16 protein-coding genes are annotated in these 16,416 nt (G+C 69.5%); 9 read left to right on the top strand and 7 right to left on the bottom strand.

Annotated features, from left to right (window positions below; genetic code table 11):
- The first annotated feature begins 14 nt into the window (after positions 1-14).
- Genes AB0M51_RS04195 through AB0M51_RS04185 form a run of 3 tightly spaced genes read left to right on the top strand, consistent with a single transcriptional unit; the run spans position 15 to position 2,304 of the window.
- Positions 15-1,247: a sensor histidine kinase gene (locus AB0M51_RS04195; RefSeq protein WP_344201243.1), complete on the top strand. Its 1,233-nt coding sequence runs from the start codon at positions 15-17 to the stop codon at positions 1,245-1,247.
- The gene (locus tag AB0M51_RS04190; RefSeq protein WP_344201245.1) at positions 1,240-1,872 is read left to right on the top strand and encodes a response regulator transcription factor; all 633 of its coding nucleotides are present in this window, start codon (positions 1,240-1,242) and stop codon (positions 1,870-1,872) included. Before AB0M51_RS04195 ends, AB0M51_RS04190 begins: the two co-directional genes overlap by 8 nt.
- Positions 1,873-1,905: 33 nt before the next feature.
- Positions 1,906-2,304: an STAS domain-containing protein gene (locus tag AB0M51_RS04185; RefSeq protein ID WP_344201248.1), complete on the top strand. Its 399-nt coding sequence runs from the start codon at positions 1,906-1,908 to the stop codon at positions 2,302-2,304.
- Here AB0M51_RS04185 and AB0M51_RS04180 read toward each other — a convergent pair whose 3' ends face one another.
- The 4 genes from AB0M51_RS04180 to AB0M51_RS04165 are packed head-to-tail and all read right to left on the bottom strand — an operon-like array spanning position 2,305 to position 6,633.
- Positions 2,305-3,132, bottom strand: coding sequence for a carbohydrate ABC transporter permease (locus AB0M51_RS04180; protein ID WP_344201251.1), 828 nt, complete (start codon positions 3,130-3,132; stop codon positions 2,305-2,307).
- Positions 3,129-4,178 carry a sugar ABC transporter permease gene (locus AB0M51_RS04175; RefSeq protein WP_344201253.1) on the bottom strand — a complete coding sequence of 350 codons (1,050 nt, stop codon included), beginning with the start codon at positions 4,176-4,178 and terminating at the stop codon, positions 3,129-3,131. The genes AB0M51_RS04180 and AB0M51_RS04175 overlap by 4 nt, the downstream gene beginning before the upstream one ends.
- The gene (locus AB0M51_RS04170; protein WP_344201256.1) at positions 4,175-5,413 is read right to left on the bottom strand and encodes an extracellular solute-binding protein; all 1,239 of its coding nucleotides are present in this window, start codon (positions 5,411-5,413) and stop codon (positions 4,175-4,177) included. Before AB0M51_RS04170 ends, AB0M51_RS04175 begins: the two co-directional genes overlap by 4 nt.
- Positions 5,410-6,633, bottom strand: a complete 1,224-nt coding sequence (locus AB0M51_RS04165; RefSeq protein WP_344201259.1) for a hypothetical protein — start codon at positions 6,631-6,633, stop codon at positions 5,410-5,412. The genes AB0M51_RS04170 and AB0M51_RS04165 overlap by 4 nt, the downstream gene beginning before the upstream one ends.
- Before the next feature lie 124 nt (positions 6,634-6,757).
- On the opposite strand from AB0M51_RS04165, the gene AB0M51_RS04160 reads away from it, so the two are divergent.
- On the top strand, positions 6,758-8,476 hold the full coding sequence (locus AB0M51_RS04160) for a glycoside hydrolase family 36 protein (protein WP_344201262.1): 1,719 nt from the start codon (positions 6,758-6,760) through the stop codon (positions 8,474-8,476).
- A 13-nt stretch (positions 8,477-8,489) separates the two neighbouring features.
- A complete protein-coding gene (locus AB0M51_RS04155) occupies positions 8,490-9,515 on the top strand; it encodes a LacI family DNA-binding transcriptional regulator (RefSeq protein ID WP_344201265.1) in 1,026 nt (341 codons plus the stop codon).
- On the opposite strand, the gene AB0M51_RS04150 is transcribed toward AB0M51_RS04155, so the two are convergent.
- Positions 9,504-10,400, bottom strand: a complete 897-nt coding sequence (locus AB0M51_RS04150; protein WP_344201268.1) for a LysR family transcriptional regulator — start codon at positions 10,398-10,400, stop codon at positions 9,504-9,506. The two genes, AB0M51_RS04155 and AB0M51_RS04150, sit on opposite strands and share 12 nt — an antisense overlap.
- Positions 10,401-10,469: 69 nt before the next feature.
- Here AB0M51_RS04150 and AB0M51_RS04145 point away from each other — a divergent pair, with 69 nt between their 5' ends.
- Positions 10,470-11,210: an SDR family oxidoreductase gene (locus AB0M51_RS04145; RefSeq protein ID WP_344201270.1), complete on the top strand. Its 741-nt coding sequence runs from the start codon at positions 10,470-10,472 to the stop codon at positions 11,208-11,210.
- Here the strand turns inward: AB0M51_RS04145 and AB0M51_RS04140 are convergent.
- Positions 11,170-12,372: an MFS transporter gene (locus AB0M51_RS04140; protein ID WP_344201273.1), complete on the bottom strand. Its 1,203-nt coding sequence runs from the start codon at positions 12,370-12,372 to the stop codon at positions 11,170-11,172. The two genes, AB0M51_RS04145 and AB0M51_RS04140, sit on opposite strands and share 41 nt — an antisense overlap.
- A gap of 67 nt (positions 12,373-12,439) precedes the next feature.
- Here AB0M51_RS04140 and AB0M51_RS04135 point away from each other — a divergent pair, with 67 nt between their 5' ends.
- From AB0M51_RS04135 to AB0M51_RS04125, 3 genes are read left to right on the top strand one after another with little or no spacing between them, the layout of a single operon-like run.
- Entirely contained in the window at positions 12,440-13,447 is a 1,008-nt protein-coding gene (locus AB0M51_RS04135) for a DUF5937 family protein (protein WP_344201274.1), read from the top strand.
- On the top strand, positions 13,444-14,115 hold the full coding sequence (locus AB0M51_RS04130; protein ID WP_344201276.1) for a hypothetical protein: 672 nt from the start codon (positions 13,444-13,446) through the stop codon (positions 14,113-14,115). Before AB0M51_RS04135 ends, AB0M51_RS04130 begins: the two co-directional genes overlap by 4 nt.
- A 45-nt stretch (positions 14,116-14,160) precedes the next feature.
- Entirely contained in the window at positions 14,161-15,126 is a 966-nt protein-coding gene (locus AB0M51_RS04125) for an EamA family transporter (RefSeq protein WP_344201278.1), read from the top strand.
- Here the strand turns inward: AB0M51_RS04125 and AB0M51_RS04120 are convergent.
- Positions 15,119-16,270 (bottom strand): alanine--tRNA ligase-related protein, encoded by a 1,152-nt coding sequence (locus AB0M51_RS04120; protein WP_344201280.1) that lies wholly within the window; start codon positions 16,268-16,270, stop codon positions 15,119-15,121. The two genes, AB0M51_RS04125 and AB0M51_RS04120, sit on opposite strands and share 8 nt — an antisense overlap.
- Positions 16,271-16,416 lie beyond the last annotated feature (146 nt).

The following is a 16,416-nucleotide window of genomic DNA, read 5'->3' as shown; positions in this document are numbered from 1 at the left end:
TGCAAACTGGGCTGGTGACGACGGCCGACAGCGAGCTCGACCGGCGCCAGGCGGCGTTCCAGCGCTGGGCGCCGTACTTCCTGCTCGGCCTCGGCACCCTCCTGGCGCTCGCGACGTCGGGAAGCCTGACGCCGGTCACCCGCGAGCGGGAGTTCGGGCTCGCGATGGTCGGGGTCGCGCTGGTCCTGCAGGTGTGGTGGACGTGGAGCGGCCGCGGCCACCGCGGGCCGAACGCGGTCTCGGTGACCTTCTACGTGATCCGCTGGGTGATCGCCTGCACGCTCACGGCGCTGAACGGGTTCTTCGCGTTCTACGTCGTGGCGGGGTACTACGACGCCGACGAGATGATCCCCGGCCGGAAGCGGCAACGCCTCGCGCTCTTCGCCTGCACGATCCCGATCGCCGGCGCCCAGACCGGCAAATGGCCGCCGCACGGCTCGATGTGGCTGGCGTTCGCCGGGCTCGTGGTCGCGAACAACGTACTGCTGACCGTCGTGAAGCACTTCGCCGAACAGCAGGAGGCCCGGTCGCAGGCGCGGGCCGACACCATCGCCGAGCTCGAGCAGGCCCACGAGGAGAACGCCGCGCTGCAGGCCCAGCTCCTCGTCCAGGCACGCGAGGCGGGGATCGCGGACGAGCGCCGCCGACTGGCCGCGGAGATCCACGACACGATCGCTCAGGGCCTGACCGGCATCATCGCCCAACTGCAGGCGGCCACGAACACCTCCGACCCGGACGTGGTCCAGGACCGCGTGGGCCGGGCGAGTGAGCTGGCCCGGCACAGCCTCGGTGAGGCCCGCCGCTCGGTGCAGAACCTCGCACCGGCCGGCCTCTCGTACGACGGTCTGCCCGAGGCGATGCGCAAGACCGTCGACCAGTGGTCGGAGCGGACCGGCGTACCTGCCGAGTTCACGCTGACCGGGACGGCGCAGCACCTGCACGGCGAGTTCTCCGCGACCCTGCTGCGGATCACGCAGGAGGCGCTCGCGAACGTCTCGAAGCACGCCGCCGCGACCCGCGTCGGCGTGACGCTCAGTTTCATGGACGACGAGGTGACGGTGGACATCCGCGACGACGGCAAGGGCTTCGACCCGCTGGCACTGCCGGCCCGGTCCGGTACCGGCGGGTTCGGGCTGGACGGCATGCGCGCCCGCGCCGAACGGATCGCCGGCTCGCTCACCGTCGAGGCCGAACCGGGTTTCGGTACGGCGATCTCGGCTCACGTACCGTTGGTGCTCAATGCCTGACATCACCCTGCTCCTGGTCGACGACCACCCGGTCGTGCGCAACGGCCTGCGCGGAATGTTCGAGGCCGCCGACGGTTTCACCGTGCTCGCCGAGGCACCCGACGGCGTCCGCGCGGTCGAACTCGCCGCCGAGCTCGAGCCCGACGTGATCCTGATGGACCTGCGGATGCCGGGCGGCGGCGGGCTGGACGCGATCACCGAGCTGACCCGCCGCGGCATCCGCTCGAAGGTGCTGGTCCTCACCACCTGGGACACCGACACCGACACGCTGCCCGCGATCGAGGCCGGCGCCACCGGATACCTGCTGAAGGACGCCCCGCAGGACGAGCTGTTCAACGCGGTCCGCCAGGCCGCCGCCGGCCGTACCGTCCTGTCCCCCGCCGTCGCGTCCCGGCTCGTCTCCGCGGTCCGCTCTCCCGCCCCGGCCCCACTCGCCGCCCGCGAACGCCAGGTCCTCGAGCTGGTCGCGAAGGGTACCTCGAACCGCGACATCGCCCGCGAACTGTTCATCAGCGAGGCCACCGTGAAGACCCACCTCAGCCACGTCTTCACCAAACTCGGCGTCACCGACCGGGCCGCGGCCGTCGCCAAGGGGTACGACCAGGGCATCCTCGGGCGCGACTGACCGCACAAGGTTGGACCGGGGTACCGGTTCGGCATGAAGGCAACCCCAAAACCACAGGTGGCCCGTTCCGTCCGTCCGCCGACGGACGCCAGCGGGCCCTTCGTCTGCAGCTGGAGCGCGGTCGGTGACTGCGCCGTCGTCCGGGTCGCCGGCGCGATCGACATCGGCACGCTGACCTCACTCGCCGACGAGCTGAAGCATGTGATCACCACCAAGCTCCCTCGCCTCGTCGTCGACCTCCGCCGGGTCACCCGGATGGAGGCCGCCGCGCTCGACGTACTCGCCGACGCCCACGACCTGGCCGTCGAGAACGGCGGCTGGCTGCGAACCTCCGGCGCCGGCCAATGGCTGCCCGAGCTGATGCGCCATACCCGGCCGGTCGCCCACTACCCGAACCTCGCGGACGCGCTCCCGGCGTACCGGCGTCGCTGACTACTTGCCGCCGGTGAAGGTGATGCCGTTGGTGATCTGCTTCTGGGCGGCGAAGAAGATCAGCAGACACGGGATCGTGATCAGCACGGACGTCGCCATCAACAACGGTGTGTCGGTGCCGTTGACGGACTGGAAGCCGGCGAGGGCCAGCGGAAGGGTCTTCCACCGGTCGGAGTTGATGTAGATCGCCGGGCCGAGGAAGTTGTTCCAGTAGCCCATGAAGAGCAGGATCGACACGGCGACCACGGCCGGGCGCGCCAGCGGCAGGTACACCAGCAGGAACGTCTTGAACCAGCCGCACCCGTCGACCACCGCGGCATCGGCCAGCTCCTCCGGCATCCGCGCGAAGAACTGCCGGAACAGGAAGATGTAGAACGGCGACCCGAAGAACGCCGGCAGGATCAGCGGGTAGAGCGTGTCGACCATGCCGAGGTTGTTGAACAGCATGAACTGCGGCACCATCGTCACCTCCCCCGGCAGCAGCATCGTCGCCAGGACGACGGCGAACAGCACGCCGGAGAACCGGACCCGCAGCCGCGCGAACGCGAACCCGGCCAGCGAGCACGAGAACACCGTCCCGGCGATCGGGATCAGCGTGGTCAGCACCGAGTTCAGCGCGTACCGCCAGAACGGGAACGACGTCACCGCGCGCACGTAGTTGTCCCAGCGGAACTCGTGCGGTACGACGCTCGCGCCCGCACTGCCGACGCCCGCGAGCGACCGCAGCGAGGTGGCGATCATCCACAGGAACGGGTACACGAAGACCACGGAGCCGAGGACCAGGACGACGTACAGCAGAACGGACTTCTGGAGGCTGGTGCGCGTCATCTCTTCGTCCTGCTCCTCTTCCTGCTCCGGAACTCGGTCTCGTAGTACACCGCGAACGCGCTGCCGCGCAGGGTCACCGCGGTGAGCGCCAGGATCACCGCGAACAGGATCCAGGCCAGCGCGGACGCGTAGCCCATCCGGAAGTTCTGGAACGCGTTGTCGTACAGGTAGTAGACGAAGAACAGCAGCGAGTCCTTCGGGCCGCCGTTCGCGATGAAGCCCTGGGTGAAGATCTGCAGCGAGCCGATGATCCCGGTCAGCGCGTTGAACAGGATGATCGGCGACATCTGCGGCAGCGTCACGTGCCAGAACTGCTTGATCGGTCCGGCACCGTCCAGCGCGGCCGCCTCGTAGAGATTCGGCGGCACGTCCTTCAGCCCGGCCAGGTAGATCACCATCGCGCCACCGACCGTCCACAGGCTCATCAGGATCACCGTCGGCAGCGCCCACGCCGCATCGTCGAACCAGCCCGGACCGTCGATCCCGAAGCGTCCGAGGACGTCGTTCATCAGGCCGTACCGCGGGTTGAACACCCACAGGAACAGCACCATCTGCGCGACCCCGGACACCAGCGACGGCAGGTACCAGATCGTCCGGAAGAGTCGCATTCCCGGAAGATCGGTGTTCAGCAGCATCGCGACCAGGAACGCCAGTGCGGTCTGCAGCGGCACGCTGATCACGGCGTACAGCAGGGTCACCTTGAGCGCCTGCGCGACCTTCGGGTCCTGGAACGCCTCCGTGTAGTTGGCCAGGCCAACGAACTTCGGCGGGGTGATGAGGTCCCACGCGGTCAGGCTGACGTACACCGACGACGCCATCGGGCCGAGCGTGAACAGGCAGAACCCGATCAGCCACGGCGACACGAACAGCCAGAACGCGATCGTCCGGTCCGCGCGCGGCCACTTCCGCCGCGCCCCGTACGCCGCCAGTCCGATGACGGCGTACAGGACGATCAGCAGCAGCAGGAACGGGACCAGCGGGACCAGCGCGCTCGGGACGCCCCAGGACGACGCCAGGTTCCGGATCCAGCCGACGGTCGGATTCACTTCTTCAGTGCCTCGGTGCACTTGGCGGCGAGCTGCGGCAGAACCTTTGCGACGTCGTCCTTGCCGGTGCCGAGCGCGGTGTAGCTGGTCATCCCCTTCTCGGCGTCACCGGAGATCTGTGCCTCCTTCGGCACCGACACGTCCACCACCCCGGACTTGAGCGCGGTCGTGAACGCGGCCAGGTTCCGGGTGGCGGGCAGCACCTTCTCCAGGGTCGGCGAGGACGCCTCGATGATCGGTACGCCGAGCGCCGTGCTGCCCTGGATCAGCTGGTCCTGTGCGACCTGCTGCGTACTCGCGAACTCGACGAACTTCTTCGCGGTCTCGAGCTGCTTTCCGGTCGCGTTCTTCGCGATGCCGAGCCCGTCCACCTCCATCGGGAACCCCTTGCCCGGGACCGGGACCAGCGTCCAGTCCGGCTTGCTGATCTTCGCGAAGTCCGCCACCGTCCACGGCCCGAAGTCGCTGAACGTGGCGAGCCGGCCGGCCGCGAACCACTGCGCCTGGTCCTGCCCCTGGATGTCGGTGGACGTCGGCGCGTACCGGTTCTTCTGCATGTCGACCACGTACTGCGCGGTCTTCACGCCGGTCTCGTCGCCGAAGGTGCATGCGGTCGCGTCCGCGTTGTAGTAGCCGCCGCCGGCCGCGGTCAGCCAGCCGCGGTACCAGAGGTTGCTGGAGCCGTACACGCGGGTCTTGCCCTCTCCGTGCGAGAGCTTGGCCGCGATGGCCTTGAACTCGTCCAGTGCCAGTGGCGTCGTTGCGCTCGGCAACGGCACGCCGGCGGCCTCGAACGCGTCGGTGTTGATCGCCATCACCTTCGGCTTGGCGGCAAATGGCATCGCGTAGTACTTGCCCTGGTACTGCATCGCCGACGAGATGTTCGGCTGCACGTACTTGCCGGGATCGACGGACTGTTCGGCGAAGCTCGGCGCGAAGCCGGCCAGGCTGGTGTTGCTGATCTCCATCACCGTCGACTGGGTGCCGGCCGCGATCGACGTCTGGAGCTTCTGCTCGTAGTCGGACTGGATCCAGTTTGTGGTCACCTTGGTGCCGGGGTTGGCGTGCTCGAACGCGGCCGCGATCGCCTTCAGTGAGGCGGCCTCGGAGTTGGTGCCCCAGAAGGAGAAGGTGATCTCGGCGCTGTCGTTCGCGGTGTTGGACGCCGGGGCGTTGCCGGTGGCGCAGCCGGCCGCCAGCAGGACGGCGAACGCGGCGGGGAGCAGTTTCTTCATGAACGGTCCTCGGGGTGGACGACCCGGGCGGTACTGCCGGGTGCGACGGAATGGGTCTGGGTGCCGACGGTCACGGTGAGCGGACCCGGTCCGCTGTGCACGGTGACTTCGGTGCTGTGCTTGCCCTCTTGCCGGATCCGGAGGGTCCAGGCGCCGATCGGCAGATTGTCGACAGTCAGATTGCCGACCTCGGCGGGCAGGTGGGACGTGACGGTCAGGGCGGCGTTCGGTGCGTCGGGCCGGAGCCCGAGCAGGCCCGCGACCAGGTGCTCGACCACCGTGAACGAGATCTCCGGGTAGTCGTCGCGGCTGTCGATCAGGTGCTTCGTCCAGCGCCACGCCGACTCGTCACGGCCGTGGTCGAAGAGGAACTCCGGCCAGTAGCTGAACGATTCGATGTTCTGCGGCGGCTCGGACTCCATCTGCCGCTCGAGGTAGTCGAGGAAACGCTCGGCGCGCTCCCCCGTGCCACTCAGCCCGAACACCGGGACGAGCGTGTGCGATTCCAGTCCCCAACTGAAGTCGAGCCCGTCCCTGGTGACGCCGCGAGCGAAGTGGTCGCCGTTCCACCACTCCTTGTAGACGGCCTGGAGCTTGTCGGCCTCCGCGTGCCGGCCGAGCTTGCGGAGCGCGCCGTACTGCGCGGCGAGGCCGTCGCCCGCACGCAGCAGCGGGGCCTCACGTTCGTTGTACGTCGCCGTGCCGAGGAAGATGTCCGCGGTGCCGGCGGCTTCGGGAATGCCGTCGCCGTCCGCGTCGTGGGCGGTGACGAACTCGTCGGTGCTGTGCCGGTAGTACGCCGCCAGGTCGGGGTCGTCGATCCAGCGCCGGTCGCCGGTCCAGTCGTACTGCTCCAGCGCCCGGTAGGTCAGGTCGAACACCGCGGGGATCTCCCGGACGAAGTGCTCGTCGTGGTGGTAGTCGAGGTCGGCAATCCGGCCGTCGAAGTGGAACGCCCAGAGCGGGAACCACTTCCGCGCCGGGGTCGCCGATCGGGCGAAGTGCCGGAACATCGCGAAGTTCTCCGCGTCCAGGCCCAGAAGGTGCGCCCCGGCTGCCTGGTGGCAGACGTCCCGGGAGTAGAACATCGGCCGCGACGGGTAGCCGGCCCAGTAGGACGGCAGGTTCCCGTCACCTGTCCGCACCCAGGCGAGAGCCCGGTCCCGGGCCCATCGGAAGGCGTCCTCGACATACGCCAGATCGGAGCTGACGGCCAGCACTCGCACTCCTCGCAAACGGTGTCACGCAAACGCGCAAAATCTGATATTAGCGGTAAAACTAGAGATCGGATCTCCTTCCGTCAATACCTTCAGCGGGCTGAGTTTTACCGCTATAGTCCTGTGCGTGACGACATTCGAGATCCGCTCTCCCGACGGTCGCACCGTTCGGACGGGGAGCTTGAGCGGGGCCGGCGCACTGACCGTGCGACCGGGTGGCGAGACCGGTGTGCTGCGCTACGACGTGGTCGCCGACGGCCCGGTGACGCTGCGCTGGACCTGGCCGGCCGAGGATGCGGTGACCCTCTGGCGGGCGGCCCAGGACTCACATCGGCAGCTCCCTACCGACTGGGGATCGCATCGCGAGATCCGCTCCGTCCGCTCGGCTCCGGTGGCGTCGCTCGTCGATGCGCGGAGCCGTAGTTTGTCGACAATCTCCTTGTCGACCAGCGTGCGGGTCTGTGACTTCGCGGTCGGGGTGAACGAGGAGACGGCCGAGCAGTTGGTCGAGCTGACCGTCACGGATGTCGAGGGCGAAGGTTTCACCCTGCGGATCGACCTTCGCGACCAGCACTTCGCCGACGCCCTACGTGCGGTCACTGCCGAGTGGGCCGCCGAGCTGGGTGACCGGATCGCGCCGGTGCCGGCGGTGGCCCGGGAGGCGATGTACTCGACCTGGTACAGCGACCATCAGCACGTCTCGGCCGCGTCGGTGGAGCGGCACGCGCGCGCGGGCACGGCGTACGGGACCAAGGCGGTGATCGTCGACGACGGTTGGCAGACCGCCGACACGCGGCGCGGGTACGCGTACTGCGGCGACTGGGAGCCGACCGGCGAGGCCTTCCCGGACATGGTGGAGCACGTACGGCGGGTGCACGAGCTCGGGCAGCGGTACGTGCTGTGGCTCGCGCCGCCGCTGATCGGTGTGCACTCGAAGGCCTGGCCGGACCTGCGGGACCGCATCCTGGGGTTCGCCGACGCCGACGTCACGGCGGTCCTCGACCCGAGGTACCCGGAAGTCCGCGAGCACCTGCTGGAGTCGTGCCTCCGGCCGGTGCGGGACTGGGGTGTCGACGGTCTGAAGATCGACTTCATCGACTCGTGGGCGCGGCCGTCCCCGCCGGCCGGGCCGGGCACCGACTGCGACTCGGTGGACGAGGGTGTCGAGCGGCTGCTGCAAGCGATCACCGACGAGCTGCGCGCACTCCGCCCGGACGTGTTGATCGAGTTCCGGCAGGACTACGTGCATCCGCGGCTGTGGCAGTTCGGCACGTTCCTGCGGGCCGGCGACTGTGCGCTCGACCCGGTCGAGAACCGTGCGCGGACGGTAGATTGTCGACTGTTGGCAGGTGACCGCGCGGTGCACTCGGACATGCTGATGTGGCACCCGTCCGCGTCGGCGGAGAATGTCGCGCAGCAGTTCATCGGCGCGCTGTTCAGTACGGCGCAGGTGTCGATGGAGCTCGACGAGCTGTCCGCGGAACACCAGCAGGTCGTCCGGTACTGGCTCGGGTTCATGCGCGACCATGCCGACGCCCTGCTGCACGGCGTACTGCTGCCGTCGCGGCCGGACGCGCGCTACACACAGGTCCGTGCGGTCGGAGCCGGCGAAACAGTCGTCGCCGTGTTCACCGACCAGGTTGTGCGGGTAGAGGATGCCTACACAATGGTGGTCAACGGTGGCGCCGAGCGACGGCTGTACGTCGAAGGTGCGGCCGGCGGCCAGGTGGAACTCGTGGTGTCGGACTGTTCCGGCCGCGAGGTGCATCGCGCGACCACGACACCGGCCGAGGTGTGGGCGCTCGACGTACCGGTCGGCGGGGTGGCCAGGATTTTACGAAGCTAGGGGGAAATCGACGGTGGTGGCACAGAAGCCGCGGCGGACGACGGTCGCGGACGTGGCGCGGCTGGCCGGGGTGTCGGCGATGACGGTGTCGAACGTGCTGAACGCACCGCACCGCGTCGCCCCGCCGACGGTCCAGACGGTACGCCGGGCGATCGAGGAGCTCGGGTACATCCCGAACCACGCGGCCCGCGCGCTGTCCTCCGGCCGCAGCCAGGTGATCGGCCTGCCGCTGTACTTCGACGACGAAGACGACACGGACGACGCTGACGACACTGAGGGTGCCGAGGACACCGGGCTCGGCGGGTTCCTGCACGGGCTGCTCGGCGGCCTGGTGAAGGCGGCCGCCGCGTCCGGGTACGGCGTCCATGTGACGACGCCGACCGAGGGCGCCACCGAGATCGCGTTGTACGAGAAGCTGATCGCGGCGCGGCAGGTGGACGCGATCGTCGTACTCGAGACGATGCCGAACGATCCGCGGCTCGAGTTCCTCAGTCGGCGGCGGTTCCCGTTCGTCGCGTTCGGGCAGACGGCGCCCGGCCAGCGGCAGTGCTGGGTCGACGTGGACAACGCGACGTCGATGGCGGGGATCGCCGACCATCTGCGGACGACAGGCCGCCGGCGGGCCGTCTACCTGGCGACCGACAGCCCACTGCCGTGGGTGCAGCAGCGGAGGGACGGGTTCGCGGACCGGTTCCCGGCGACCGAGATGCGGTCGTTCGGGTCGCTGGAGGCCGTGGCCGGGTACGTCGCCCAGGCGGACGTGCCGGACGCGTTCGTGGCCGACAACGACGCGTTCGCGGTGGTGGCGATGCGGACGCTGCAGCGGCGCGGGATCACGGTCGGCGAGGACGTCGCGGTGACCGGGTTCAACGACTTCCCGTTCGCAAGCATGCTGGACACGCCGTTGACCACGGCCCGGATACCGCTGCAGGACATCGCCCGCCATCTGTTCGACCGCGCGCTGCACGAGATCGCGGGGGAACCCGACGAACCGGGCCGCCTGGTCACGGCGCCGCTGGTGGTCCGCTCAAGCGCCTGACCGGTCGTGGGCCGGCGGTCCACTCGAGTACCGGACAGCGGCCTCGACGAACCTGGCCAGGTCCGCCGAGCGGCTGCCGGCGGGCCAGACCACCAGCATCCGGTACGGCTCGACGTCGGCCACCGGCCGGTACACGACGTCCGGCCGGACGTTCCGCTCCGCCATCGAGCGCGGCACCAGCGCGACCGCCTGACCGAACGCGACCACCTCGAGCAGCTGCGAGGAGTCCTGCACCACCGGCCCGTCCACCGGATCGTCCGGGCGCGCCGACCAGTAGTTGCGCTCGGCAACGTTCGCCCGGTTCCACCGCGGCGCCGGGATCCCGGCCAGGTCGTCGGCCAGCAACACGTCCCGCCCGGCCAGCTCGTGCCCTGCCGGAAGCGCAGCCACCCGCGGCTCCGCGTACAACATCTCGGTCTCCAGCCCGGCGTCGTCGAACGGCCTGCTGACCAGCGCGACGTCCGCCCGCCCGTCCCGCAGCATGTCCGCCTGCTCGCCGAACCCGCTCACCACCACCTGCAGCCCCGGCAGCTCATCGCTCAGCCGCTCTACCAGCACATGCAGCAGTTCGGTCGCGACCCCCGGTTTCGCGGTGACCACCAGCCCGCGGACGGTGCGCCCCGCCCGCTGCGTCCGCCGTACCGCCGAATCCAGCGCGTCCAGCACCGGCCCGGACTCCTTGAACAGCGTCTCCCCCGCTGTCGTCAGCGCGAGCCTGCTCCCCGACCGGTCGAACAGGTCGACCCCGACGCGATGCTCGAGCTGCCGCATCGCCCGCGACAACGGCGGCTGCGCGATCCCCAGCCGCTCGGCGGCCCGGGTGATGTTCAGCTCCTCGGCGACGGCTCGGAAATAGCGGAGTTCGCGGATCTCGGGTTCCGGCATACCTCCAGGGTATGGCGGACCACCCGATCGGTGTTGGTGTCCGGCAGCCCGGCGGGCTGGACTGGGGTCATGAATCAGAACGAAGTCGCCCTGGTCACGGGCGGGAACAAGGGAATCGGCCACGAGATCGTCCGGCAACTGGCGAGCCGCGGGTTCACGGTCTACCTGGGCGCGCGGGACACCTCGCGCGGTACGGCGGCCGCGGCCGAGCTGGACGGCGACGTACGGTTCGTCCAGCTCGACGTGACCGATGTGGACTCGGTCGCCGCCGCCGCGAAGCAGGTCGAGGCGGACTCCGGCCGGCTCGACGTGCTGGTGAACAACGCCGGCATCGTCGCCGAATGGGGCACGGCGGTCGCGGACATCACCGCCGAGCAGGTACGGACGGCGTACGACGTGAACGTGTTCGGCGTGGTGTCCGCGATCAACGCGTTCGTCCCGCTGCTCCGCCGTTCGCCGAACGCGCGGATCGTCAACATGTCCAGCGGTCTCGGCTCGGTGAACCTGCTGTCCGAGCTCGACGGGCACCTGGCGACGCAGGGTCTGCTCGCGTACAGCTCCTCGAAGGCCGCGCTCAACGCGCTGACCCTGGTCTACGCGAGCGCGCTCCGCGCCGACGGCATCAAGGTGAACGCCGCGACGCCAGGCCTCGTCCCCACGGACCTGAACACGCAGGCCGCCGTACCGCGCGGCACCCGGACGGTCGCGGACGGCGCCGCCGTGCCGGTCGCGCTGGCGACGCTCCCGGCGGACGGCCCGACCGGCGTCTTCAGAGGACCTGGGTCGCTGGACGACGTGGCGCCGTGGTGAGTGCCTGACGGGCGACCAGCAGCGTGGTCGTCGTACCGAGGACGCCGGCCAGCGCGATCGTCAGGTTCGGGGCGAGGAACGTGCCGACCACGCCGCCGAGCGCGATGCTGACGCCCTGGATCGCCATCAGTCCGCTCGTCTGGATGGTGAACAGCCGACCGCGGTGCGCCGGGTCGACGGCCTTCAGGATCAGCGGGTCGACGCCCTGGTTGAACGCGTACCCGGCACCGGAGACCGCGAGCAGGACCGCCGCCACCGGGATCGGCGGCACGGTCAGGAACGCGACCGCCGGCAGCTGGCTGGTGAGCAGGAACGGCACGACGAGCCGTCGCCGCACGGAAGGGGTGAACCGCGCGACGACGAGCTCGCCGAGCACACCGCCGACCGCGTACCCGGTGAACAACGCACCGGCGGCCGCGGCGACGGTGCCGACCTGGGCGGTGTACGCGACGGCGAGGCCGTCCGGCACCGACGAGAACGCCGGCGCCACCCAGGTCAGCAGGATCAGGTTGCGGAGCTTCACGTTCCCGAACACCAACCGCAACCCCGCCCACGAGTCGCGGACCGCGTTCCGGCTCCGCTCGCCCGCAGGTGTGGCCGGCGTCCCGGTGCCGATCAGGATTGCCGACAATCCGAACGTCAACACTTCGACGATCAGCAACGACCGCGCGCCGATCGCCGCGACCGCGATCCCGCCGAGCGCGAACCCGGTCAGCACCGCGGTCTGACCGATTGCCCGCAGCAACGACCTGCCCACCGGGAACAGGTCCTGCGGCAGCAGGTACGCCAGACTGGCCGCGCGGGCACCGGCGAAGATCGGCGCGATCATCCCGAGCCCGACCAGCAGCCCGAGCAGACCCCCGACCGGCATCCCCGGCAGCAACATCGCGAGTACACAGGTCGCGCTGAGTACGTCGCACGTCACCAGCACCCGCCGCGCCGGGAAACGGTCCGTCATCGACGAGAACAGCGCCCCGCTGACGGCGTACGGCAGGAACGAGCACACCAGGACGAGCGCCGACAGCAGCGGCGAACCGGTGCGCTCGAAGATCAGGATCGACAACGCCACCTGTGCGCCGACCGTCCCGAGCATCGAGACGGTGTGCGCGGCGTACACGGCACGCATGCCCGGGACGCGGAGTACAGCTCGGTAGGACCTCACGCTGCGAGGGTGCGGCACCGGGCACCGGCGGGCGTAGAGTTTTGGTTGTGGCCGAAAGTTCTGTCCGATGACGGTACTGCGTTTCACCCAGGCCGACGCGCTCCGCTGCCGCTTCGGCGCCTCGCCGCTGTGGGAGACGATGTCGGCGGTCCGGGTCATGCACCAGTCCCGCCGGCGATCGCTCTACGACGACTGGCTGGAGACGAAGCAGGAGGCCGTCGCACACCTCGACCTGCCCGGACTGCGCGCCGTACAGCCCCGGGCCGGGTTCACCCCGGACTTCCTGACCCCGCCGCCGAAGGCGTCCCGGGCGAGGTTCGCCACCGAGATCGCGCGCGTCCGCAGTACGCCGCTGACCAAGGTGCGGGAGGAGCTCGTCCAGTCCCGCGACGAGTTGCGGAACCCGGCCGCGCCCGAGATCGACAAGATGCTCGGCGACCCGGCCGGCACCCGGGAACGGCTCGCGGACGAGATCGAGCGGGCGTGGGAGGTGCTGGTCAGACCGGACTGGCCGTTGATCAGCCGGGTGCTCGAGGACGACATCGCGTACCGCGGCCGGCAGTTGACCGACGGCGGCCTGGCCGGGCTGTTCGACGACCTGCACCCGACGCTCAGCTGGGAGGACGACCGGCTGATCGCCTCCCGGTACCGTTCCGCCGACCGCGACCTGTCCGGGCAGGGCCTGCTGCTCGTCCCCGGCGTCTTCGCGTGGCCGCATCTCGTGATGGTCGTCGACCCGGCGTACCATCCGACCCTCGTCTACCCGGCCCGCGGCGCCGCCCGCCTCTGGTCCGACGCGCCCGCTCCCCCGGACGCACTGGCCCGCCTCCTCGGCCGTACGCGCGCGACCGTTCTCGTCGCCCTCGACCCGCCCGCCACCACGAGTGCCCTCGCCACCCAGTACGGCCTGGCCCTCGCCACGGTCGCCGAACACCTGTCCGCCTTGTCCGACGCGGGCCTCGCGACCCGACGGCGGACCGGACATCAGGTGCACTACCGACGGACCGAGGTGGGACAGGCCGTGATCGACGCCTCCGTCGGACAAGCACCCTCCGGCGTCAGAATGTTGAAGTGAGCAAGCCGACAATGGTCAGAGCGCCCAGCATCCGCCACACCAGGCGGTGGCCGGCCTCGCTGGCGGTGGTCTCGGTACTGGTCCTGCAACTGCTGGTGCCGCCGCAGGTGAACGCGTTGCCGCGATGGCTGATGCCGGCGCTCGGAGGCCTGCTGCTGTTGCCGTTGGTGTGGATGAACCCGTTCCACCTGCGCCGCGACGAACCGTGGTTGCGACCGGTCGAGGTGACTCTGGTCGCTGTGCTGGTCGCGGTGAACGCGTACTACCTCGCCGGGATGATCTCGATCCTGGTCAACGGCGACCCCAACCAGGGCAAGGTGCTGGTGAAGAGCGCGCTGCTGATCTGGGTGACCAACGTGGTCGCGTTCGCGGTCTGGCTGTGGGAGGTCGACCGCGGCGGACCGTTCGCGCGGGCGCCCGAGCACGCCCGCGAGGCCGAGCGGGCCGACCTGCTGTTCCCGCAGATGACCGTCGACCTGGACGGCTGGAAGACCTGGATCCCCGGGTTCACCGACTACCTGTACGTCTCGTTCACCAACGCGACCGCGTTCAGCCCCACCGACACGATGCCGCTGACCGCGCGCACCAAGGTGCTGATGGGCGTCGAGTCGGCGATCTCGCTGCTCACCATCGCGGTGGTCGCGGCGCGGGCGGTCAACGTGCTCTGAGATCTCACTCGACAGCCCTGTAATGGGCGTGAGACCGTTATGCGCATGTACAGCACGAAGTCGGTGGGGTTGGGGTTCGCGGTCTTCTCCGCGGTCACGTTCGGCGGGTCGGGACCGTTCGCCAAGGCCTTGATCGAGGCCGGTTTCACGCCGCAGCAGGCAGCCTGGTTACGGATCCTCGGCGCCGCCGCAGTGCTCGTGCCGCTCGTGCTGGTGTTCCGCGGCCGCGCCGGGTTGCGCGCGGCCCGGGCGTCCTGGAAGGCGCTGGTGCTCTACGGCCTGACCGGGATCGCCGGATGCCAGACACTGTTCTTCATCGCCGCGAGCCGGCTGCCGGTCGGCGTGGCGCTGATGCTCGAGTTCTCCGGGCCGGTGCTGGTGGTGCTGTGGCTCAAGTTCGGTGCGAAGGCCGCCGTACCGCGGTCGGCCGCGATCGGGGTGAGTATCGCGGTCGTCGGCCTCGCCACGGTGGCGGAGATCTGGTCCGGTTTGCGGATCGACGCGATCGGCCTGCTCGCCGGACTCGGCGCGGCCGCGTGCCAGGCGACGTACTTCATCCTGATCGACAGGCTGACCGGCGCCGCGGATCCGCTGGTGATGACCGCGGCCGGCAGCGTGGTCGGAGCCGTCGTCCTGACGCTGATCGCGGCACCCTGGGGTACGCCGTGGCACGTGCTCGTGGACACGATCGCGATCGGCCACCGGCACGCGCCCGGGTGGGTGATGGCGGCCTGGCTGATCGTGGTGAGCACGGTCGTCGCCTACCTGGCGGGCGCGGCCGCCGTACAACGGCTGTCGGCACCGATCGCCGGGGCGGTCGCGTACCTCGAGGTGGTCGCGGCGTGCGTCTTCGCGCTGGTGCTGCTCGGCGAGATGCTCCGGACCAACCAGATCATCGGCGGGGCGATCGTGCTGGCCGGCGCGTTCGTGGCCCAGTCGTCGGTCGGGAAGGTCGCGTCCCCGGAGATCCCCGAGCCTCCCCGCACCGACGTCCTGGACCCCGTCACCTGAGCGAGTCCACGAGCTCGCGCGGCAACCCGTGGGTCTCGTGCAGGTACTCGTAGTCGGTGTCGTCGAGCGACTTGTGGAACCGCTCGTGGCTGAGCACCTTGCGGCCCCGGTCGAGCAGGTTGCTGAACCGGATCTCCTCGTCGATCAGGATCCGCCGGATCAGCGTCACCGTCTCGCCCTGGTGGAAGTGGTTCAGGGTGTGCTCGAACAGCTCCACCGGAACGTCGGACAGTGAGCGCGACTCGTCGTCCCGCCAGAGGATCGTCAGCATCCTGCGGATCAGCCGGCGGAGCACGTAGCCGCGGCCGGTGTTCGACGGGTGCACGCCGTCGCCGACGATCACGATGCTGGACCGCAGGTGGTCGATCACGATCCGCCGAGATCGTTCGTCGAGCTTCCACAGCCTCGGGATGATCCGCATCCACGGCTCGAACAGCGACGTCTCGTACACCGACGACCTGCCCTCGAGCAGCATCGTCAGCCGCTCGAGTCCCAGGCCGGTGTCGATGTTCTGTTGCTTCAGCTCCTCCAGTGAGTTGTCGTCGTGGCGGCGGTACCGCATCATCACGTGGTTCCACACCTCGACCCAGCGGTCGTCGGTGGTCGGCGTACCCTCCGGCTCGCCCTCACCTGTCCAGACGAAGATCTCCGAGTCCGGCCCGCACGGACCGGTCGGGCCGTTCGACCACCAGTTGTCGTCGGTGGTCAGCTCGATCGGCAGCCCGAGCTCCTGCCAGGTCCGCAGCGACTCCTGGTCCAGCGGCACCTGGTCGTCACCGCCGAAGACGGTCACGTACAGGTTCTTCGGATCCAGGCCGAAGCCGGTCGTGAGCAGCTCGTACCCCCACCTCAGGGTCTGGCTGCTGCCGTAGTCCCCGAGCGACCACGAGCCGAGCATCTCGAACACGGTCAGGTGGGTGGAGTCCCCGACCTCGTCGAGATCCGTGGTGCGCAGACATCGCTGCACGCCGGTGAGTCTGCGCCCCAGCGGATGTGGTTCGCCTTCCAGGTACGGCGTGAGCGGATGCATGCCCGAGGTCGTGAACAGCACGGGATCGCCGAGCCGCGGGATGAGCGTGGACCCGGTTGTCGGAACGTGGCCGTGGTCGCTGAAGAAGTCGATGAAAGTCCTGCTGATGTTCATGGTTTTCGTCCTTGTCGAGAAAGGACCGGAACCAGACCACCGGCTACGGAAACAACAACACCGGCGAACCGTTTCCGGTCGCCGGTGGGAAGTTCAGGATGTCAGGCAGCGGCAGCCGGAGAGCATGAAGCTCGTACGGCTGCGGC

The organism is Kribbella sp. NPDC051137, from assembly GCF_040682535.1.
In the GTDB taxonomy this organism is placed as follows: domain Bacteria; phylum Actinomycetota; class Actinomycetes; order Propionibacteriales; family Kribbellaceae; genus Kribbella; species Kribbella karoonensis.
This window is presented reverse-complemented; position numbering and strand designations above follow the sequence as displayed.

What these genes read in the sequence shown, in the direction of transcription:
- AB0M51_RS04190 (WP_344201245.1), top strand. Translation starts at nt 1,240, where the DNA reads ATGCCTGACATCACCCTGCTCCTGGTCGACGACCACCCGGTCGTGCGC.
- AB0M51_RS04125 (WP_344201278.1), top strand. Translation starts at nt 14,161, where the DNA reads ATGTACAGCACGAAGTCGGTGGGGTTGGGGTTCGCGGTCTTCTCCGCG.
- AB0M51_RS04185 (WP_344201248.1), top strand. Translation starts at nt 1,906, where the DNA reads ATGAAGGCAACCCCAAAACCACAGGTGGCCCGTTCCGTCCGTCCGCCG.
- AB0M51_RS04150 (WP_344201268.1), bottom strand. Translation starts at nt 10,400, where the DNA reads ATGCCGGAACCCGAGATCCGCGAACTCCGCTATTTCCGAGCCGTCGCC.
- AB0M51_RS04145 (WP_344201270.1), top strand. Translation starts at nt 10,470, where the DNA reads ATGAATCAGAACGAAGTCGCCCTGGTCACGGGCGGGAACAAGGGAATC.
- AB0M51_RS04170 (WP_344201256.1), bottom strand. Translation starts at nt 5,413, where the DNA reads ATGAAGAAACTGCTCCCCGCCGCGTTCGCCGTCCTGCTGGCGGCCGGC.
- AB0M51_RS04180 (WP_344201251.1), bottom strand. Translation starts at nt 3,132, where the DNA reads ATGACGCGCACCAGCCTCCAGAAGTCCGTTCTGCTGTACGTCGTCCTG.
- AB0M51_RS04135 (WP_344201274.1), top strand. Translation starts at nt 12,440, where the DNA reads ATGACGGTACTGCGTTTCACCCAGGCCGACGCGCTCCGCTGCCGCTTC.
- AB0M51_RS04120 (WP_344201280.1), bottom strand. Translation starts at nt 16,270, where the DNA reads ATGAACATCAGCAGGACTTTCATCGACTTCTTCAGCGACCACGGCCAC.